Source organism: Acinetobacter sp. 148, assembly GCF_031196675.1.
Classification (GTDB): domain Bacteria; phylum Pseudomonadota; class Gammaproteobacteria; order Pseudomonadales; family Moraxellaceae; genus Acinetobacter; species Acinetobacter baumannii.
The window spans coordinates 24574-45579 of sequence record NZ_JAVIMT010000017.1; the positions used below are offsets into that span (position 1 = coordinate 24574).

Here is a 21006-nt window from a genome sequence, read left to right on the forward strand (position 1 = left end):
ACAAGGGTTTGCTACAATAATTTCCTATTTTAAACTGTTATAGGGAAGATGAACATGCTGTCTCGTGTGGTACGACAAATTTTACAAGCAACGGTTTATGATGTTGCAATTGAAACACCTCTCGAAGCAGCTCCACGAATTAGTCAAAAATTAAACAACACAATTCGTTTTAAGCGTGAAGATTTACAACCAGTTTTTTCTTTTAAATTACGCGGTGCCTATAACCGTATTAGCCAATTACCGAAAGAACAACTTGAACGTGGCGTGATTTGCGCATCTGCTGGCAACCATGCGCAAGGTGTAGCGTTGTCTGGTCAACGTTTAGGTATTCCTGCAATTATTGTTATGCCAAGTACTACCCCTGACATTAAAGTTCAGGCAGTGAAGCGTTTGGGTGGCCAAGTTGTATTGCATGGCGATAGTTTTGATATTGCAAACAAATACGCTCAGCAACGTGCCGAAGCTGAAGGATTAGTTTTTATTCCACCTTATGACGACGAGTTGGTTATTGCGGGCCAAGGTACAATTGCGAATGAAATTTTACGTCAATGGCGTGATGTAGAATATGTTTTCGTTGCTGTTGGTGGTGGTGGCTTAATTGCTGGTGTAGCAGCTTACTTAGGTGATGTTGCACCGCATGTCAAAGTCATCGGTGTTGAATATGAAGAGTCAGCTTGTTTAAAAGCAGCGCTAGAAGCAAATGAACGTGTAGTCCTACCCCACGTAGGCTTATTTGCTGATGGTACAGCAGTTGCTCAAATTGGTGCTTTACCTTTTGATATCGTTCGTCTACGCAAATCAGATAACTCTGGACCAATTGTTGAACCAGATATTGTTACTGTAAATACAGATGAGATCTGCGCTGCAATTAAAGATACTTTTGATGAAAACCGCAGCATTGTTGAACCGTCTGGTGCAATGGCCCTAGCTGGTATCAAAAAATATGTTGCCGAGCATAAAATTAGCGGCAAAAACATGGTCTCGATTGTTTGCGGCGCCAACATGAACTTTGACCGCTTACGTTACATTGCAGAGCGCACCGAATTGGGTGAACAACGTGAAGCAATTTATGCAGTTACTCTTTCTGAAGAAAAAGGCGCATTCTTAGGCTTCTGCCGTGCTCTACAGGGCCGTAACATTACCGAGTTTAACTACCGTGCAAATAACACAGAAGAAGCACAAGTTTTTGTGGGTATTAGCTTAAAAGGTGGTGACACTGAACGTCATGAAATTTTAGAACAACTTAAACAGCAAAATTATGTTGTAGATGATTTATCTGATGATGAAGTTGCCAAATTGCATATTCGTTACTTGATTGGTGGTCATGCCAATCTGGATGACGAAAGATTGTTCCGTGTTGAGTTTCCGGAACGTCCGGGTGCTTTACTCACCTTCTTAACTCGTTTAGGTCCAACCCACAATATTACGCTATTCCATTATCGTAACCACGGCGCTGCCGAAGGTCGTGTACTAGTTGGCTTACAAGCAACAGATGCTAAACAAAACCCAGATGGTTTAATTGAAACTCTGGAGCAAATTAGCTATCCATATGCAGAAATTACAGACAATGTGGGCTATAAACGTTTCTTGAAGTAACCTTTCATTTTGGTAAAAAAGCCGGCAAATATGTCGGCTTTTTTATCATTTAAGCTTATTATTTTTTATATTTACATTGCTTCTCTTTATCTCAAAGAAAATATCATTAAAAATAAAGCCCTAACTAAGTATAAAAGGACAACTATGGCACAGTTCGCGGTCATCGGCTTGGGAAGTTTTGGGGCAACTGTTGCTCAGGAACTTACGAGATTAAACCATGATGTTATTGGTATTGATACAGTCAAAAAGAATGTTGAGAATCTTGCCGATGTTTTAACTCATGCTGTCATTGCTGATGCTACAGATGAACATGTATTGGATGAATTAAACATTCAAAATTGTGATGCAGTAGTTGTAGCAATTGGTGAAGATATTGAAGCCAGTATTTTATGTGTGCTGAATTTAAAAAATCTGGGCATTGATAAAATTTGGGTAAAAGCAAAAACCAAAGCACATCATACGATCTTATCTCATCTAAATATCAATAAAATCATTCATCCTGAAGAAGACATGGGGGTACGTGTTGCTCAAGCACTAAACTACCCAATGGTGAGCCGTTACATGTCTTTAGATGATGAGCACTATATTGTAAAAATTGATATTCCAGAGAAGTTAAACGGCATTAATTTGTACGGAATTATGCAGCAAGCCCCTCAAGTAAAAACGCTTCTTGTAAAAAGACAACAGCAGATTTTATTTGAAACCGAAGAGGCTTTTACTTTACAAACGCATGATATTCTTATTTTAGAAGGTCATTTACAGCAGCTAAAAAAACTCTCAAATTGTTTCATATAAGAAAACGAACCAGAAAATATGTCTCTTAAGCCTAAACCGCATAAAACACTAAATTTAAGCCCACCTTCTCTGTTAGCACTGGGCTTTCTGGGCTTTATTGTCTTTGGCACATTATTGCTTAAACTTCCCATTGCCAATAACGGACATGTTAGTTGGATGGATGCTCTATTTACGGCGACCTCGGCAGTCACTATTACAGGTCTATCCGTTTTAAATATTCATGAATCTTTTACACTTTTCGGACAGGTCATTATTTTATTATTGATTCAGTCAGGTGGTTTGGGCTTTATGACTTTTGCTATTTTGGCAGCATTAAGTTTATCTCCTAAAGTTGGCCTTAAACAGCAAATGATGGCTCAAGATAGCCTTGGGCAGACTAGTCTTTCAAAGGTTACTTTTGTGGCAAAAGGTGTTGTTACTTACACACTTCTTTTTGAACTGATTGGAACAGTGATCTTAACTACCGCATTTACACCGATTTATGGCTTTGCTCGAGGACTGTATTATGCAGTTTTCTATAGTATCTCATCATTTAACAATGCGGGCTTTTCTCTATTTAGCAACAGTTTAGTTAACTTCCAAAGCAACTACCTTATATGTATTACGATTAGTTTGCTCTATACATTAGGTGGACTGGGATTTTTAGTCCTCATGGATATCAAACAAAATAAAAAATGGAAAAAACTTAGCCCAAATAGCAAACTCATCCTAACAACTATTGCGATTATTAATTTGGTTGCCTTTGTATTAATTTGGGTTTTGGAAGCACAAAATCCTCATACCTTAGGTCTGCTCAATGTAGGTGATCAAGCTTTAAATGCATGGTTTCAAGCGACTGTTCCACGTTCTTCAGGGTTCAATACTATTGATACTGGAGCAATGTCCAACAGTAGTTCTTTACTTATGATGCTACTCATGTTCATCGGTGGAGGTTCACTCAGTACTGCTGGAGGTATAAAAGTCGGCACCTTTATCATATTAGTTTTAAGTGTACTTTCCTTTTTAAGACGTACCGATGAAATCAGGGTTTTCAATCACTCCGTTTCTCACGAAACTACTTATAAAGCCTTAGCTGTCACCGCAATTACCAGTATTCTCATATTTATCGGGTTCTTTATTCTTTTACTTTTAGAACCTAAAGCAGACTTTATGAACTTATTATTTGAAGCCGTTTCAGCAGCCTGTACGGTAGGCCTTTCTCGCGGCATCACGCCAGATTTACACAATGGTAGTTTATTTATTTTAAGCCTACTTATGTTTGCAGGCCGTTTAGGCCCCTTAACACTCGCCTATTTAATTGCTACTCCTAAAAAAAGCCGTCTCAAACATCCTCAAGCCAACATTCAAATTGGTTAATAAAAAAGCCGCTGTAAAAGCGGCATTTTTATAGGTCAAACTTAGTACCAGTTCATGAGTGAAACACCCAAGCCGGCATAAGTTGCACGATGGTTATAGTCAATTAAGCTTTCACCATAACCATTAAATAATTGGAAGTGTCCGCGCAGCTTGCCACTAATCGGGAAAGCCCAGTCAAACTGAACAGCACCATGAGAATCATCACCACCTTTTAAAGAGTGACGTAGCATTAATGAGAAGTCATTTTGCTTCCACTTATAAAAAGCAGTTAAATCACCACGACCGATGTAATCTTCCATATCTGGATTGTTATCATCTTTGCTGTCTTCTTCAAGGCGTATCCATGGACGAAGCATTAAAGCAAAGTTACCGCGCTCTAAACCCACATTAAAGATGACACGGTTCCAACTACGAGATAAAGGATCTGAACGCCCATTTGACTGGTGATTTAAAGTTACCCCAAGCAAACGACCATCTAAGCCAAGCAACTCATAGTTTGTTCTAAACATTAAACTTGCTTCTGGCTCATAGTTCGTTTCACGGAATGGACGAGACTCTTCAGCATTAAAGGTCTGCCAACGTGAAGATTGGGTATAACCTACCCACAAGTCACCATTGTTACCAAAAATATTTTCCCAAGCTTTCGTTTTCAAAGAAATCTGAAATTTACTTTCAGTTGATTTAAGGTTTTGGGCCTCTGTCACCGTATTATTTGGGTTTGGACTGCTTGGAAACTCATTTTTATCGCTCGTCCAGAAAACTGGTAGCAAGTAAACAGGTTGATAAGCACGAATATTCCAAACACCCAGTTTACTTTTTTCAGACAACTCCCAACGTTGATCTAGTAAAGACGTAGTAGGTTCAAGTGTAGGTGCCTTACCAATTACTTTGATATTACTTACCTTATCTACAACCTTTTCTTTAAATGTTTCAGGTTGAACATCAGGTTTATCAATTTTTTTAACAGGCTCTGGTACTGCTGCGGCTTGAACAACCGGTAAAGCCGATGGTTTAAACACAGAGTCGTAACAAGCTAGGCGATCAGCATTCGAAGCAAGGGCAACACATGCATCTACACTCGCAGGTTTTACAGGGGCTAAGGTGTCGGCATATGCCACCGACGCACATAAACAGCTAAGCAGGGTTCCCATACTTAGCTGTAAAGATGTGCGTTCAAATTGTCTGAACGCCATGTTCATCTCCAATTTTTATTTTAATTAACTTGTTTGATCATAAAGCCCAGTTGTTGCAATTCATCACGTTTTGCAAAAGGTGCAACGACAGCTTTTACAGGTGTTTGTTCAATTAAATATTGACGCGCAACACGTTGTAAATCTTCTAAAGTTACATGCAATAATCTTTCACGTAATGTGCGACGGAAAGTCGGAGTTCTTGCATGCAACAATGCATAACACGCTGTTATTGCTTCACCTGCTGGTGAACCAGGTTTGTCCATACTTGCCACCAGACCAAGAATTGCTTCTTCAAGCTGATGAGGTTGCTGCTCTGTATTTAACAACCATTGCACACTCGCTTCAAAATCTTTAAAAGTCTCTGCTAAGCGTGGGTCACGGTAACTAAAGAAACGGAATGAACATGCATTTCCATCATAACTAGCACCACCACCATAAGCACCCCCTTTTTCACGGATAGCACTGTGCAAGAAACCATTACGCAAGTAAGCTGCCAATACCATTAGAGGTGCCGCATCTGGATGAGATACTTCCACAGCTTGATATGCAGAGGCACAGAACTGAACATTGGTTTGAATTAACCAAGCTTCATGTTCATTATCATTTTCTTGCTCAACTTGGGTTAACTCAGCCGCTGCTGTATCAACGTTTAATTTATCCCAAACATTTTGTATTTCTTCAACTAAACGTTCTGACTGATGCTCTTCACATACGAGCAGGAACTGTTTAGGTGCTTGCAATAATTTTGTATGAATATGCTTCAATTCAGCAATAAGCGCATCATAAGCAGCATCATCTTGGGTAATTTTAGTAACAAGCTCGCCTAACCAGTTCAACGCACCTAAGCCAGTGTTTTGATAGTCGCGTTGAGCTAATGCACTCATATTACGAGAAGCAATCTGCATTGCATAACTATGACCAGCACCAGATAAACGAGACTGCCAGCGGGTCTTACGTTGCTGCAATAACTCAATGATTCGCTCTTTTTCATCAAAACGAAGTTGTTCAAATGCTAATTTTAATAAATGAATCGCATCGAACTTCTGAGTTAAAGATTTAGTTGTTAAAGTTAACCAAGCACTAATTTTGTCTTTATCATCAACCTTACTGCGTAAAGAAGCGCCCATTCCTAAACCACCACTTACAGCTGTTTGTAAGTTCTGGAGTTCAAGGTAGTCATACTCACCTGCACCAACTTCACCCATTAAAATAGAGAGCAAATTGAAGTATGGTGATTTAACCACATCATCAGGAATCTGAATGAGGACTTGTTGATAGTAAATACCATTCGTTCCGGCATGATACAAATTCAACGGCGTATCCATTCGATTACAGATAATTTCACGCAATTGACCTTGTACAATATGCAAGTCAGCTGGCACGTCTTCTAGACCTACTTTTGGCAACAGTTCAAGATTATCTGGTGTATCTTGACGCTCTTGCAATGCCTTGGTTTTAGCGATGATCTCTGCTTTATCTTCTTCAGTTAGCTTTTCACCAATCGCAGCTAAACGTGCTTTTTCAGCTTCTTGCTCTTTCGCCGACTTGGTTGCATCCGGTACTAAAGTCATTTGCACGCGGTGCGGATTATCTAATAAATGGGTTTGAATCAGGTTAGATAACCACATTGGGTCTTGAAGTTCTTCTTTGACCTGAGCAATGGCACTATCAACATCCCAAATTTGAATCGGATCGTTATGGTGAATCGCACCACTTAAACCATTTAAAATTAGGCTTAAGCCATATGGTGTACCATCACCATTAATTTCACGTTGGTGTAACTCGATTTGATGCAAAATTGCATCAACTAACGATGAGTCAATTGGTTTTGCAGCTACTTCACGTAAAACGTTTAAAACACCATCTCTAAAGCTCTGTGCATGCTCTGGATTTGAACCTTGAACACCACAGTAGAACGTCATTTCAAAGTTACTATCGTCTACACCCATTAAAGGACCAGTCGACTGAGCATAGCCACAAGTTTCTAAATAATGACGAAGTGGTGAAGCTGAGTTTTCGAGTAAAACGCCTTCTACTAATCGCATACCCAGACGAAGTTTAATGTCACTTGCCTGAGGTAATAACCACGACAATACATGGTAAGTTTTGTCTTTTAACTCATCGCCATCAACAGCATAAGTTTCCGTAACTTCAACAGGTGCTGTTAAGCGTTTTTCTGGTTTCGAATATAAAGTTGTACCAGCAGTGAACTTATGTAGAGCCAATTTTTCAAATTGCTCTTGTAATTCATAGGCGGTTTGGTTACCAAAAGTCATAAATACCGCATTACTCGGATGATAATGGGTTTTATAAAATTCAACCAATTGTTCATACGTTAAGTCAGGAATATCTTTTGGATCACCGCCTGAGTTGTAGTGATAAGTGGTTTCAGGGAATAGATGATGAGCCAACTGGTGATAAAGCTGATCAGAAGGCGCACTCATTGCACCTTTCATTTCATTGAAGACTACGCCTTTATATACAGGCTGACCATTTTCAAGTTCAATACGGATACCTTCCTGAGCAAAATCCAGAGGATTCAAATTTGCCGAGAAAGCAGCATCAAGATAAACAGATAATAAGTTTTGGAAATCTTTCTTATTTTGAGTTGCAAATGGATATGCAGTCCAATCTGCTGCTGTAAACGCGTTCATAAAAGTATTTAATGAACGGCGAATCATTAAGAAGAATGGATCACGAACAGGAAACTTTTCAGAGCCACATAAAGCAGTATGCTCTAAAATATGTGCAGTTCCTTTAGAGTCCATAGGTTGTGTTCTGAACGCAACAAGAAATACATTTTCATCATAATCAGTTGCCAAGTGATAATGCACCGCACCTGTGACTTTATGCTTATATTCAGACACTAAAATATCTAATGCTTCAACATGGTGCTGACGTAGCAACTGAAACGCAGGGTGAACAGTTTGAGAAATGGTTTCAGTGACATCTACAGTCATGTGATCTCCTAACATATCGGATAAGTGAATAAGTCTCATTATAGCCTGAGTCGGCTTGAGAATGGCGAATAAAAGCCAAGCAAAACACTATGTTTTTGTTAAGTATTAGTTTTCATAGCCATAGCTTTAATATCAAGCACATAGCCCGCGTCGTTGTATCCTATCAGAACAAAACCTTTTAATACCATCTATATCCTACACGACAAATAAAAAAGCTCATCGAAATGATGAGCTTTTTAGAGTTTTTTTAATTAAAAACGATAGCGAAGTGCAACTTGAGCATTTAAAGGATCGCCCATCATGTTCGAATCATTTGCTCCACTATGACCTGACACAAAATAATCGCGATCAAACAAGTTATTTAGGTTTAAATTCACATCATAACGTTCACTTTGATAACCTAACGCCGCATTTACAACTGCATATCCCGGTAAAACGTTTTTTGTCTGGCGCACTAAAACGTGATGATTCACCACGACCACCCACAGCTGCATACCAATGATCATTAATTTGATATTTTAACCATAAGTTAGCAGTATTGTTTGGCGTGAGCGCAGAATGATTGCCTGTAAAACCAATAGTCGATTTTTCAATCTTACCATCCATATACGAATAACCAGCCAATACTGACAATTGATCGGTCAACTGACCTGTTAATGAAAGTTCAACACCTTTGGTTTTTTGCTCACCTGCCAACAATGCTTGATTTGGGTTTGCTGGATCTTGGTTTTGAATATTAGTTTGGCTCATCTCAAACAAAGCCAAGGTTACATTCAACTGATCATTTACATCCCACTTTGCACCAATTTCATAGTTTTCAGTTTTTGTGGGCCTTAAGTCATCACTATTTTTATAAAAAACAAATGAATCAGCCAAAGGTTGGAAAGAGCGGTTATAAGAAGTGTAAAGTGAGATATTATTTACTGGCTGGTAGACCACTCCAATTCGTGGAGAATAAGTATTGTCAGTACGGTTTAAATCTAAATTCGTACTCGTTTTATCATCACGATCTTGCGATAGATTGTCATAACGTAAACCCACTAAAACTTTAAGCTGATCTGTCACTGTCATTAGATCTTGCAGATACACGCCGTAGTTTTCAAAAGTATTGCTATTGTTATTACGTGCAGTTGTAGTTCCTGTATTAATAGGCGCCCAATACTCTAATTTAGGATTATATAAATCAGTGGTTGTTTTAGCACCTTGCCAAAGTATCTCATCTTTATGCTGCTTGCTATATTCAGCACCAATTAAGGTATTGTGCTTTAAAAAACCTGTATTAAATAAAGCGCTCAACTCTTGTTGAACATACACACCATCTTCATTACGTAAGCGTTTATTCTGGGTTAAAGTAATTTTTGACTTATCAGCAGCTGGATGTGAATCTACACTATATTGACGATCAAGTGAGTAGTTATAGTGGCGAACTGCACCATGATACTTAAAATTATCATTAAACTCATGGTCTAAGCTGATAGTTTGGCTTGAGATTTCAGTGTCAACATCCCCAACCTCTTTACCATTTAAAGCACCATAAAAAATTTTAGGATTTGTTTTAACAGGTTTACCTGTAATCGGGTCTGTTGGGAAACCTTGATCTGCCAAACGGTTATCATGCAAATAGTCAGCCTGAAGTAAAAGTTTTGTCTTATCAGTAATATCCCACTGTACAGATGGAGCAACCGCTTGACGTTTTAAAAAAGCCTGATCACGGTAACCATCTGAATCTTCAACTGCACCAGTTAGACGAACCTTAACATTCTCTGCGACTTTTTCATTTACATCGACTTCTGCGCGGCGTTGCCCTGTTGTACTACCAATCAAGCTCACTTCACGCAAAGATTGATCCATTGGTTTTTTATTAATCTTGTTAACTAAACCACCTGCTGAACCACGTCCATATAATACCGAAGCAGGCCCTTTTAAAACTTCGATCCGCTCTACATTTGACATATCGCGAAAATACAATGCGTCATCGCGAATACCATCTACATAGTTATCGGTGATTGCAGAGAAACCACGAATCATGACCTGATCACGTTGTCCATCTCCTACACTAAAGCTTAGACCTGCAACGTTTTGCAAGGCACCTTGCATAGAGGTAACTGACTGTTCTCTTAAAACTTGTTTGGGTACAACGTTTACAATTTGAGGGACATCTTTTAATTGCATAAGTCCTTTAGTTGCACTTGATGCTTGCCCCACTTCTTGTTTTAAACTGATTTCCTTATCAGCTTTAACTGAAATTGTTGGAAGGTTGGTTACTGCCTGTTGATCTGCTTCCAGAGCATATACATGGCTTGTCATAACCCCAACTGATGAAATAAATAAAACTGAACGCTTCATATAAGTTCGCTACGAAAAATTTCAGGCGAAGTTTCAATGAAACAGTATAGATTTGTAAATATTAGCAAGAATCATTATTAATTGATAATATTTATTAAAAAGATTATTTCAATTGCTTAGGCAAAAAATAAAACTCTGCTAGCCACTGAATAACCTGAATTTTATTCAACAAACTACAGCAAATGTGAGCAATGGTGTAAACTTATCGATCTGATTTTTTATTCTGTGACAACACATATGACAACTGTAGATCTTTTTGCAATTGGTAATGCATTAATCGACCAAGAATTTAAAGTGTCTGATGATTTTCTTAGTCAACAAGGCTTACAAAAAGGCACCATGCAGTTGTCTGACGGTGAAACACAATCTGCCCTTTATGAAAAATTAAAACAAACTCAAGATTACAAAGGTCAAGCAAGTGGCGGTTCTGCTGCAAATACAACTGTGGCATTTAGTGCATTAGGTGGTAGCGCATTTTATGGTTGCCGCGTTGGTCATGATGAATTAGGTGGAATTTACCTGCAAGGGTTAAATGATGCAGGCATCCAGACTACACCAAAGTCCATCAGTGAAGGTGTGACCGGTACTTGTATGGTTCTCATTAGTCCAGATTCTGAGCGTACTATGCATACCTATTTAGGTATTACCGCTGAGCTCTCTCAAGACCAAATCGATTTTGAACCATTAAAAACAGCAAAGTGGCTTTATATTGAAGGCTATCTTTCTACAAGTGAAACAGCACGTAAAGCGGTAAAACAAGCTAGAGAAATTGCAAAAGCTCACGGCGTTAAAATTGCCCTATCTTTATCAGATCCTGCAATGGTTCAATACGCTCGTGAAGGCCTAGAAGAGCTTATGGATGATGGTGTGGATTTATTGTTCTGTAATGAACAAGAAGCTTTAATGTATACCAATACCACTACTGTTGAAGATGCACTTACTCAATTACGTTTTAAAAACCATACTGTTGTGATTACACAAAGTGCAAAAGGTGCTCTAGTTGCAAATCCAACTCACCATTTTCACGTTGCAGGCCGTCATGTTGAAGCTGTAGATACAAATGGTGCGGGTGATGCTTTTGCAGGTGCCTTCCTCTACGCATTAAACCATCATGAAGATTTAACTGCTGCTGCACAGTTAGCCATCTTAATTTCAAGTGAAGTCGTGTCTCAATTTGGTCCTCGTTTAGCCATTAATGACTATGCTAAACTTCTCGAAAATTTTCAGAAGGAATGTGCTTGAAATGGAAAGGATCTGTATGACGGAAGAAGTTCCTGAGCGTGAAGCTAGAGCTTTTGACACTTTACAAGGAACTACTATTTTCATTACACAGCGTGATGGCTCTTTCTACGCCTATCAGAATTTATGCCCACATTTGCAAACAGAACTTGAATATCTAGAAAACCAATTTCTAGATCAAGACCAAGAATATATCCAATGCTCAACCCACGGTGCTTTATTTAACGTGGAGACTGGTGAATGTATTTCAGGTCCTTGTTTAGGTGAGTTTCTAAATAAAGTTGAGATTAAGGTGCATTCAGATGGCGGTATTTATATCGTAGACTGAGATCATCAACATTAGAGTTTCTACCATGGCTGATTTCTTTTTTAATTATTATCTTATGCCATTTCATTTAAGTGTTGTGGCTTTGATATTGCTCAGCGTGGTAGAAACTATTGGTATGTATGTTGGTTTACGACCAAGCCAGCTATTAAAAAAAATTGCGCCAGTTTGGCTTACTAATTCCCCTTTGCTCAATGTTAAATTTTCTAAAGCTCTAATTTTTGTTTTTTTACTCATCAATTTCAGTTTTGCCGGTTATTTTTTACAGCTTTCTTTCTTTGCTATACAGCATTACTTTATCACGCCGTTTTACTTAATCATCCCTGCACTGGTCATCGCGATTTTCTTTACCGTGTTTATGATTCACTGCCTTGATCAAGTCATTAAGCCCAAGCTTACACATACCAACTATAACCTTTTGGGGCGTCTAGCAACTATTTCCAGTGGTAGTGCAAGACCTGGTTTTTCAGCACAAGCTCGTGTACGTGATGAGTTTGGACAACTGCACTATGTCCAGGTTGAACCTGAGTATGGTGAGTTAGAACTATATTCACAAGTCATCCTTATCAAAGTGCATAAAAGCCATTATGTTGCCAAGAAAATTTCTGTTTCGAATGACCTTTTCGCGCCTGATTAATTATTAATAATTCTTCTCGTCTTTAATTGCTTTTTAAAAGGTTTAATTATTGCCTTTATTTTACTGTTATTTTAATTGAATATTAAACCAACCATTTTAGTTAGAAATAAAAAAATCCTTTATTATACCCAACCTTTTTAATCAGAATTAAATATAAATCAAACTATTTTAATAAACTTAATATTTTTATTTACAAGTGTTTTAGTTGGATTTAATAACTAATTCAAACTATTTTAGTCAGATATTTTATCAATAATTATTTAAATTATTAACCATATGATTTTTATTAAAAAAATAATTAAGTTTTTATTTAAAATATATTTATTGTTTATTTTTAATATATTTTGATTAATAATGAAATTAATATGTATCGAGGTTTATTTTATGAGCCTTAAAAATCTAGATATTAACTCCCGATTAATTAGAGAAATCGCAATTATTCTAATAATTAAAGTCGCGCTTCTCTTAACAATCAAACATATTTGGTTTGACGCTCCCACTATCCCCAAAAATTTTGACAATCAGGTCGCCGAGCATATTGCAGGCGATAACTCTTCCCACATTAAGGAGACACGTTGATGATTTCTGAAAGCGTGGTTGATCTTTCGCGGTTCCAATTTGCCATGACCGCAATGTATCACTTTCTTTTCGTACCTTTGACCCTAGGCCTTGCATTTATTCTGGCTATTATGGAAACCACTTACGTTATATCTGGTAAAGAGATTTACAAGGATATGACTAAGTTTTGGGGAAAACTATTTGGTATTAACTTTGCCTTAGGCGTAACTACAGGCTTAACCATGGAGTTCCAGTTCGGAACAAACTGGGCATATTACTCTCATTATGTAGGTGATATATTCGGTGCGCCATTAGCAATTGAAGGCTTAATGGCATTCTTCCTTGAGTCTACATTTATCGGTCTATTCTTTTTTGGATGGGACCGCTTAAGTAAAGTTCAACATCTAGGAGTAACTTGGTTAGTTGCCTTAGGTTCTAACATGTCAGCGCTCTGGATTTTAGTTGCGAATGGCTGGATGCAAAACCCTGTAGGTGCAGCATTTAACTTCGAAACTATGCGTATGGAGCTTGTTGATTTCGGCGCACTTATTTTCAACCCGGTTGCACAGGTTAAATTTGTACACACTGTTTCTGCCGGATATGTAACAGGTGCGATTTTCGTACTCGCCATTTCAAGCTACTATCTACTCAAAAAACGTGACCTTCCTTTCGCACGTCGTTCATTTGCAATTGCTGCCATTTTTGGCCTTGCCTCTACACTTTCAGTAATTTTACTCGGTGACGAGTCGGGTTATGAGCTAGGTGATGTTCAAAAAACTAAACTCGCTGCAATTGAAGCCGAATGGGATACTCATCCTGCTCCTGCTCCGTTTACTTTGTTTGGTGTACCAAACCATGAAGAAATGCGAACAGATTATGCAGTTAAAATTCCATACGCATTAGGTCTCATCGCCACTCGTTCAACTACCAAAGAAGTCACTGGTTTGAAAGACTTAATGCAACAGCACGAAGTTCGTATTCGTAACGGTATGCTCGCTTATGCTGAACTTGAAAAATTACGTGCTGGTGATCGCTCACCAGAGTTATTAGCTTCATTTGAGAAAAATCAAAAAGACTTAGGCTATGGTCTACTTCTTAAGAAATATGCTCCGAATGTAGTCGATGCAAGCGAGCAGCACATTCAAGCAGCGGTAAAAGATACTATTCCGAATGTTACAGCTCTGTTTTTCTCTTTCCGTGCAATGGTTGCTTCTGGCTTCCTAATGCTGCTTCTTTTCATTTTAGCAACTTGGGCGGTAGCGAAAAGAAATGCTGAGAATAAACCTTGGCTACTTAAATATGCATTATTTGCCCTACCACTTCCGTGGATTGCTGCACAAACTGGTTGGTATGTAGCAGAGGGCGGCCGTCAGCCGTGGTCTATTGGTGAAATTTTACCTACACACTTATCAGCTTCAAGTTTAAGTACGGGCGATGTGTGGGGCTCAATTCTCGCGCTAGCAGCGTTCTATACCGTACTTTTGATTATTGAAATGTACTTAATGATTAAGTTTGCTCGCTTAGGTCCAAGCTCACTTCACACTGGTAAATACCATTTTGAAAAACAAGAGCCAAAAGCAGCTGTTAATGGGGAGGCTTTATCATGATTGAATATGAACTCCTAAAAATCATATGGTGGGTGTTAGTTGGAGTCCTACTCATTGGATTTGCCCTAACCGATGGTTTCGATATGGGCTCAATGGCACTCATGCCTTTTGTTGGTAAAACTGATAACGAACGCCGTGCTGCTATTAATACAATCGCACCCCACTGGGATGGTAATCAGGTCTGGTTTATCACTGCTGGTGGTGCACTATTTGCAGCTTGGCCAATGGTATACTCGGTCGCATTTTCCGGAATGTATTGGGCCTTATTACTTGTGCTATTTGCCCTGTTCTTACGTCCTGTAGGTTTTGACTATCGTTCTAAACTTGAAAATACTCAATGGCGCAACTCTTGGGACTGGGGACTTTGTATTGGTGGTGCCGTACCAGCGCTTGTTTTTGGTGTTGCCTTTGGTAATTTATTCTTAGGTATTCCTTTTAGTTTAGACAGTACATTACGCTCGGAATATTCAGGTAGCTTCTTTGCTCTTCTTAACCCATTTGCTTTAGTTTGCGGTATTGTCAGCCTTTCTATGTTGTGTGCTCATGGCGGCGCTTGGCTTATGCTACGCACAGACGGTGCCTTGAAACAACGCTCTGCTAAAGCAACTCAAATTATGGCAGCCATATTTTTAGTTTGTTTCCTTGTAATTGGGGCATGGTTGTACTTCGGTCAAGTCCCAGGTTATAGCTATGCTGCTGCAGTTGATCCAAACGCAGCACTTAACCCTTTAGCCAAAGAAGTAGTCACAAACAACAACCCAGGCTGGATGAATAACTACAGCAGCTATCCGATTACAAAAGTAGCTCCTGTACTGGCAATTTTAGGGGCAATTATTGCCTTCTTTACAGCATCAAAAGCCAAAGCGGGTTTAAGTTTTGCTGGCACAAGCTTAATGATTGTAGGTGCGATTTTAACTGCCGGTTTTGCACTCTTCCCATTTTTATTGCCATCGAGTGTTAATCCAAACTCTAGCTTAACAATGTGGGATGCTGTATCAAGTCATCGTACTTTAGGGGTTATGACTGTTGCTGCATGCATATTCGTTCCGATCATTTTGATCTACACCAGTTGGTCGTATTACAAAATGTGGGGCGTTATTACTAATAAACATATCGAGTCAAACTCGCATAGCCTGTACTAATAAGGAGAAGCAAATGTGGTATTTCGCATGGATTCTTGGAATTTTGATGGCATGTTTCGCGGGTGTATTGAGCGCTCTTTATATCGAACATCATCAAAATTTAGATGAGGAATAAATCATGGCAACCGCAATGACAGCATCAAATCAACGAAAAGCTCAAGCATTCGCAATGGCCATTTCATTTCTGTTGGCATTGCCGCTTGCTGTAATTTTACTGGTGCATCCTTCCCTCATGTTAGATGCAAACGGACACTACAATCATAGCCAGCTTATGCTGGTGATGGTGGGTATTTCCGGAGGCTTCATTTATGGGGTGGGTTTTGTGCCGCACTTCTGGTTATGGAAATGGTTGTTTAGTCCATGGATAGCTTGGCCTCTCATGCTTTTAGGCTATTACATCTGGTTTCTAACCTAAACAAAAAGGACCTCATTTGAGGTCCTTTTTCATTTCGATTAGTTTAATTGGTATAAGTGGTAATCCAACATTTGCGTCAAGCGGATATGGTTCATGGTAACCTGTTTTTATATATCCGCGTCTTTCATAATAAGCAATTAACTCTGAACGCACATTTAAAACATACATGATTGCACTGTCCAATTCAGGTACTTTGTGTAAAGCAAATTGTTCAGCATACTCCAAAACAGAACGCCCTATTTTCATATTCTGAACATGTGGATCTGTACAAAATGTTCCTATCTCAACTGTATTACTTTGAAATGTAAGACCAATACATGTAACAACTTTTGAAGAATCTATTTCTCCAATTAATAATACTGAATTAGGTAATTCTAATTGATGTTTCAATTGCTCTTTATTAATACGTTGCCCTTTTACATATTCAACTTCAGTAGTCCAGCTTCTACCTTGTTGTTCTCTATATGACTGATTAATCAACTCTACTAGTGTTGGGATGTCACTAAATTGTGCTAAACGGAAATTTAATTTGATCATAAATATACTTAGGCTATTTAAAATATTCTAAAAATAAAGCCGATATTAAATCGGCTTTATTTTGAATAGCAATTAATTCGACTGCTCAGCTAACCAAGCCATAAACTTTTGACGCTCTGCTTTAGAAGATTTTTTCCAAATTTCTGCCAAACGCTGATCATTAGTTTGTGCTACACCAGTAGCAGGCATAGTTGTTGCAACAGGCGCATTAGCTTGAGTCGTGGTAGGTTTTACAGCAGCATACACAGCGTCAGGTTGTTGTTTAGATGATTTAGTCGTGAAATCAGTAACCTTACCTAGCAATCCCGATGCAAACCACGGTCTTGCCTCATTATTGGCACCAGTTTGTTGAACAATTAACTCATTATTTGAATTATATAAAGCCACTGTAGGTTGCTCAGCATATTTTTTGGCTTGTTCAAATTGTTTTGGAGCATCTACCATTGCAAGCTTATAAGTTTGACCATCTTTGAGCGCTGGAGTTTGAATGGTAACCACTCCTGACTTAACAATATCGTGTTCGCCACTTAAATGCTCAAAATATTCTTGATAACGTACACTTAGGCTTGTCTCACCAGCATCGACTTTATAATTATTTTTAGAAGAACGGAATAATCCAGAGTTGACTTCCTGACCATTCACCGCAAGGATTACGATTTCCTCTGGCGCTGTAATTGTAACTGCTGAAAATACTGAACCGCTGAGTAATAAACCCATCGCAGCGACACTTAATCTTAAAGTCATCTGTTCACGTCTCTGTAATATTTAATAGTTTGTAAAAACATGAGCAATATGCAATATGATTATGACGATTTTATGACAACCTCCTGTTTACAAAGCTGCCTCTCAAGCTTTTAAAATATTTTTTTGAATTCTAATAAACATCTACTTTATTGATCATTAATTTCTAACTAACTTTAAAAGCATAAAAAAAGAGTACCCTCTAGGTACTCTTTTCATCCACTCAATTTAGTTGAATGTTTTAAAACGATCTTCATCGCTAATAAATGCTTTTTCACCAGCTGGTGCTTCAACAGAACCAAATACAAGTTGAGCACGTAATTTCCAAGTTGCTGGAACATCAAATGCTTCAGCAGCATCAGCATCAACAATCGGGTTATAATGCTGTAACGATGCACCTAAACCAAGTTCTGAAAGCGCAGTCCAAGTCGCAAACTGAGCAATTGCACTTGAATGTTCAGACCAAACTGGGAAGTTGTCTGCATATAATTCAAATTGCTCTTGCAAGCTTTTAACAACAGCTTGATCTTCATAAAATAGTACTGTACCAACACCAGCAACGAAGCTATCAATCTTTGCATTTGTACCGGCAAAGGCATCTGCAGGAACAATTTTACGTAATGCTTCACGAACTAAATTCCAAAATTTAGCATGTGATTCACCATAAAGAGTAACAACACGTGAAGATTGAGAGTTGAACGCTGATGGGCTATGTTTAACCGCTTCACGAATAGTTTCTTCAATTTTTGTGCGATCTAATGCAACATTTTTACCAATTGCATAAATAGTACGACGGTTTTTAATTTTATCTAAGAAAGTAGACATTTTTTATTTCCTACCTATTTAATTGACCAGGGGCCGTTGTTTGGGAATGAATATAGTCTATGGAACTCATTTCTTATAATCAGCATTAAAAATATGACAGTTCGTTTTATTTTCGCAACAATAAAAAAAGATATGGATATAAAAAAACCTCACTATTTTGTGAGGTTTTTCTTAAGTCTTGGCTAAGAATTATTTTTCAGTTTCAAATAGTGCTGCAACAAACGATTTCGCCGAGAATGGTCTTAAATCATCAATTTTTTCACCCACACCAATGAAACGAATTGGCACATGAGTACGACTAGCAATATTAAATAATACTCCACCTTTTGCTGTACCATCCAACTTAGTAATGGTAATACCTGTTAAACCGACAGCCTGGTCAAATTCTTGTACTTGGTTGATTGCATTTTGCCCAGTACCCGCATCTACAACCAACATAATTTCATGAGGCGCTGTTGCATCAATTTTTTGCATAACACGCTTAACTTTCTTAAGCTCTTCCATCAAATTACTTTTGTTATGCAAACGGCCCGCAGTATCTGCAATCAGTACATCAATACCTTTAGCTCGCGCACTTTCAAAAGCATCAAAAATAACTGATGCACTATCGGCACCATGACCTTGAGCAACTACAGCAATATCGTTACGCTCACCCCAGATTTGCAATTGTTCAGTAGCAGCAGCACGGAATGTATCACCTGCCGCCAACATCACTTTTTTACCTTCACCTTGTAAACGCTTCGCTAATTTACCAATTGTTGTTGTTTTTCCAACACCATTTACCCCAACCATTAAAATCACATAAGGTGATTTATTAGGGTCAATATGCAAAGGCTTCACACGTGGAGCAAGCAAAGCAACTAACTCTTCTTGCAAGGCTTTATAAAGTGAATGTGAATAGATCAAATCACCACGAGCAGTACGTTCAGTTAAGTTGGTAATAATCGTTTTTGTTGCATCAACACCAATATCTGCAACTAATAATTGCTCTTCGACTTCTTCAAGCAACTCATCATCAATTTCTTTCCCACCAATTAAGATATTAACCATCCCATCGGTGAAATTACGACGAGTTTTGCTCAAGCCTTCTTTCATTCGCCCAAAGAAACCAGATTTTGGTTGCTCAGGTTCTGTAGACGGTGCAGCCTCGACAACTTCTTCAGCTTTTACTTCTTGCTTAACAGGTGACTCAACGATAGGAACATCGATAGCAGGTAAATTAGGCAATGTGACATCGTCATCCCCGATCTCAGCATCTATCAAGAATTTATTTTGCATATTCGATTGTTGTTGCATGCCGATTCCTTGAAAAGCAGCGTGTTAAAAAACAGAAAGTTTAGCATAAATTCAAATTTTTGCCTGCTTCAATAGCGTGCAAAACCTTTTTGAAATAAAGACAATACTTATTGAGTATCTTCTTTCGCTAATGCAGGATATTGCTTGATATGATTATGTTCAAACTGATAAGCATGCATTAACTTTAAATACTCTGCTCTATGAATTTCTGATTGAGCCATAATCAACTCGGCCATATCTTGAGTTCTTGGATAAGTAGCCTGTCGAGAAAGTTGCACAATTCGTTGATACTGTTCTGAATTCACAGGACGTAGTAATGCCAAATAAGACAGCATAAAAATACAGCCAATGATAATAATCACAACCAGATTAAAACATTGATCTGCCTTTAACTCAGACTTTAATTTAAGAAAATTTTCTTTGAATGTGAGCATGACCTACCTCTAATGAATGTAGTGTAGGGTTCAATGCACTTCAGCACAAGGTCAAAATCCAGTAAGGCTATTATTCTTTAACCTTACTGGATGACAATTGCTAGCCCATTAAGGAACGAATTACAGAGAAGTATAAAATTGCAGCAATAATAACTAATACTAATAGCATAGCAAAAATACTTAAACCTTCTTCTGCATCTGCTGGGTGCAATTCATCTTCATCTGCAATTTTTCTAAGTTCACCATCATAAACTTGATAGAACCAAGCTTTCTGATTAGGGTCTAATTGACGAGCATAGTCGAAAACCCGTTTCCTTTGTGCTAAACAATAATCCCCTAAATGTATTTCTTGATGGAAAATTGCTTCGTCTAATAATTTACGATGGTAATGGGCAAGTGCTATGATTTGCTCCTCTTTAGGAGGATTATCAAAAACAAAGCCATCAATAGTATTTGTCATAGTTATTCTCCTTGTCTTTTATTCTCATATTGATTTTACTCAAAATTATTTGTGAATAATGTTTAATCATGTATCCTAATAGTGAACTAATTGATGCTTCTCAATAGTTGACAAATCCATTAATTTGTAATATTAGTTTAACAATTCTAAGTTAAATTAGTTCAAAGGCAGTGGCCTTTAGAAAAAGTAATCATAATTACAATAAGGAGTTTTATATGATTCAACGTATCTCTCATCATGATTTAGAACATGTATACGCAACTGCGGTTAACACAATTCAGTCTCAAATGAATTTCCAAGATGCAGTTGCACAGTTAGAAGAAGTTGCTCGTGCTGGTCACGGTAAAGCTGCTTTGTTCTTAGCAGAACTATACTACCAAGGTTTCCGTGTTGAACGTGATTCCATGAAAGCACAATACTGGCAAAAACTAGCCACGATGCAAGCATAAAGAAACGTCACTTAGGTGGCGTTTTTTTATACCTGTAAAAAGTTCAATACAAATTAACCATAACTATATTCATCTTGCGCTTCGCCAAAGCTTTA

General features: G+C 38.1%; 20 protein-coding genes and 1 pseudogene. 12 read left to right on the plus strand and 9 right to left on the minus strand.

Annotated elements, in window-relative coordinates; genetic code table 11:
- Window positions 1–48: 48 nt before the first annotated feature.
- The 3 genes from ilvA (at window position 49) to RFX69_RS02725 (ending at window position 3747) form a co-directional block, all read left to right on the plus strand.
- A complete protein-coding gene (ilvA, locus tag RFX69_RS02715) occupies window positions 49–1596 on the plus strand; it encodes a threonine ammonia-lyase, biosynthetic (protein WP_001983729.1) in 1548 nt (515 codons plus the stop codon).
- Window positions 1597–1740: 144 nt separating this feature from the next.
- Window positions 1741–2391 carry a TrkA family potassium uptake protein gene (locus RFX69_RS02720; protein ID WP_289332578.1) on the plus strand — a complete coding sequence of 217 codons (651 nt, stop codon included), beginning with the start codon at window positions 1741–1743 and terminating at the stop codon, window positions 2389–2391.
- A gap of 18 nt (window positions 2392–2409) precedes the next feature.
- Window positions 2410–3747 carry a TrkH family potassium uptake protein gene (locus RFX69_RS02725; protein WP_289332577.1) on the plus strand — a complete coding sequence of 446 codons (1338 nt, stop codon included), beginning with the start codon at window positions 2410–2412 and terminating at the stop codon, window positions 3745–3747.
- Between the two features lie 41 nt (window positions 3748–3788).
- On the opposite strand, the gene RFX69_RS02730 is transcribed toward RFX69_RS02725, so the two are convergent.
- The 3 genes and pseudogenes from RFX69_RS02730 to RFX69_RS02740 all read right to left on the minus strand — a co-directional run bounded on the left by RFX69_RS02730 (window position 3789) and on the right by RFX69_RS02740 (window position 10246).
- Window positions 3789–4940: a phospholipase A gene (locus RFX69_RS02730; RefSeq protein ID WP_000885659.1), complete on the minus strand. Its 1152-nt coding sequence runs from the start codon at window positions 4938–4940 to the stop codon at window positions 3789–3791.
- A 20-nt stretch (window positions 4941–4960) separates the two neighbouring features.
- Complete coding sequence (locus RFX69_RS02735; protein WP_252434635.1) at window positions 4961–7900, minus strand: insulinase family protein; 2940 nt, start codon at window positions 7898–7900, stop codon at window positions 4961–4963.
- A 251-nt stretch (window positions 7901–8151) separates the two neighbouring features.
- Window positions 8152–10246 (minus strand): annotated as a pseudogene (locus RFX69_RS02740) (TonB-dependent receptor).
- 237 nt (window positions 10247–10483) lie between these two features.
- On the opposite strand from RFX69_RS02740, the gene RFX69_RS02745 reads away from it, so the two are divergent.
- The 8 genes from RFX69_RS02745 to RFX69_RS02780 all read left to right on the plus strand — a co-directional run bounded on the left by RFX69_RS02745 (window position 10484) and on the right by RFX69_RS02780 (window position 16169).
- Window positions 10484–11488, plus strand: coding sequence for an adenosine kinase (locus RFX69_RS02745; protein ID WP_000214227.1), 1005 nt, complete (start codon window positions 10484–10486; stop codon window positions 11486–11488).
- A gap of 16 nt (window positions 11489–11504) precedes the next feature.
- Window positions 11505–11813, plus strand: a complete 309-nt coding sequence (locus RFX69_RS02750; RefSeq protein ID WP_000134203.1) for a Rieske (2Fe-2S) protein — start codon at window positions 11505–11507, stop codon at window positions 11811–11813.
- A 25-nt stretch (window positions 11814–11838) separates the two neighbouring features.
- Window positions 11839–12447 carry an OB-fold-containig protein gene (locus RFX69_RS02755; RefSeq protein ID WP_000753036.1) on the plus strand — a complete coding sequence of 203 codons (609 nt, stop codon included), beginning with the start codon at window positions 11839–11841 and terminating at the stop codon, window positions 12445–12447.
- A 384-nt stretch (window positions 12448–12831) separates the two neighbouring features.
- The gene (gene cydP / locus RFX69_RS02760) at window positions 12832–13026 is read left to right on the plus strand and encodes a cytochrome oxidase putative small subunit CydP (protein WP_000053889.1); all 195 of its coding nucleotides are present in this window, start codon (window positions 12832–12834) and stop codon (window positions 13024–13026) included.
- The gene (locus tag RFX69_RS02765) at window positions 13026–14612 is read left to right on the plus strand and encodes a cytochrome ubiquinol oxidase subunit I (RefSeq protein ID WP_000622647.1); all 1587 of its coding nucleotides are present in this window, start codon (window positions 13026–13028) and stop codon (window positions 14610–14612) included. The genes cydP and RFX69_RS02765 overlap by 1 nt, the downstream gene beginning before the upstream one ends.
- The gene (gene cydB / locus RFX69_RS02770; protein ID WP_000575163.1) at window positions 14609–15754 is read left to right on the plus strand and encodes a cytochrome d ubiquinol oxidase subunit II; all 1146 of its coding nucleotides are present in this window, start codon (window positions 14609–14611) and stop codon (window positions 15752–15754) included. The genes RFX69_RS02765 and cydB overlap by 4 nt, the downstream gene beginning before the upstream one ends.
- 13 nt (window positions 15755–15767) lie before the next feature.
- Window positions 15768–15869: a cytochrome bd-I oxidase subunit CydX gene (cydX, locus tag RFX69_RS02775; protein ID WP_000270276.1), complete on the plus strand. Its 102-nt coding sequence runs from the start codon at window positions 15768–15770 to the stop codon at window positions 15867–15869.
- Window positions 15870–16169 carry a cyd operon YbgE family protein gene (locus tag RFX69_RS02780; RefSeq protein ID WP_085916945.1) on the plus strand — a complete coding sequence of 100 codons (300 nt, stop codon included), beginning with the start codon at window positions 15870–15872 and terminating at the stop codon, window positions 16167–16169.
- 12 nt (window positions 16170–16181) lie between these two features.
- Here the strand turns inward: RFX69_RS02780 and RFX69_RS02785 are convergent, their stop codons facing one another.
- From RFX69_RS02785 to RFX69_RS02810, 6 genes are all read right to left on the minus strand, one after another.
- A complete protein-coding gene (locus RFX69_RS02785) occupies window positions 16182–16706 on the minus strand; it encodes a GNAT family N-acetyltransferase (RefSeq protein WP_000593802.1) in 525 nt (174 codons plus the stop codon).
- A 72-nt stretch (window positions 16707–16778) separates the two neighbouring features.
- Entirely contained in the window at window positions 16779–17450 is a 672-nt protein-coding gene (locus RFX69_RS02790) for a DUF2057 domain-containing protein (protein ID WP_272392790.1), read from the minus strand.
- A gap of 225 nt (window positions 17451–17675) precedes the next feature.
- Entirely contained in the window at window positions 17676–18272 is a 597-nt protein-coding gene (locus tag RFX69_RS02795) for a nitroreductase family protein (RefSeq protein ID WP_000102943.1), read from the minus strand.
- Between the two features lie 189 nt (window positions 18273–18461).
- On the minus strand, window positions 18462–19568 hold the full coding sequence (gene ftsY, locus RFX69_RS02800; RefSeq protein ID WP_001187342.1) for a signal recognition particle-docking protein FtsY: 1107 nt from the start codon (window positions 19566–19568) through the stop codon (window positions 18462–18464).
- Window positions 19569–19675: 107 nt separating this feature from the next.
- On the minus strand, window positions 19676–20002 hold the full coding sequence (locus tag RFX69_RS02805; RefSeq protein WP_289332575.1) for a hypothetical protein: 327 nt from the start codon (window positions 20000–20002) through the stop codon (window positions 19676–19678).
- 100 nt (window positions 20003–20102) lie between these two features.
- A complete protein-coding gene (locus RFX69_RS02810) occupies window positions 20103–20462 on the minus strand; it encodes a hypothetical protein (protein WP_289332574.1) in 360 nt (119 codons plus the stop codon).
- Window positions 20463–20677: 215 nt separating this feature from the next.
- On the opposite strand from RFX69_RS02810, the gene RFX69_RS02815 reads away from it, so the two are divergent.
- Window positions 20678–20911, plus strand: a complete 234-nt coding sequence (locus tag RFX69_RS02815; protein WP_000616034.1) for a hypothetical protein — start codon at window positions 20678–20680, stop codon at window positions 20909–20911.
- Window positions 20912–21006: the final 95 nt, after the last annotated feature.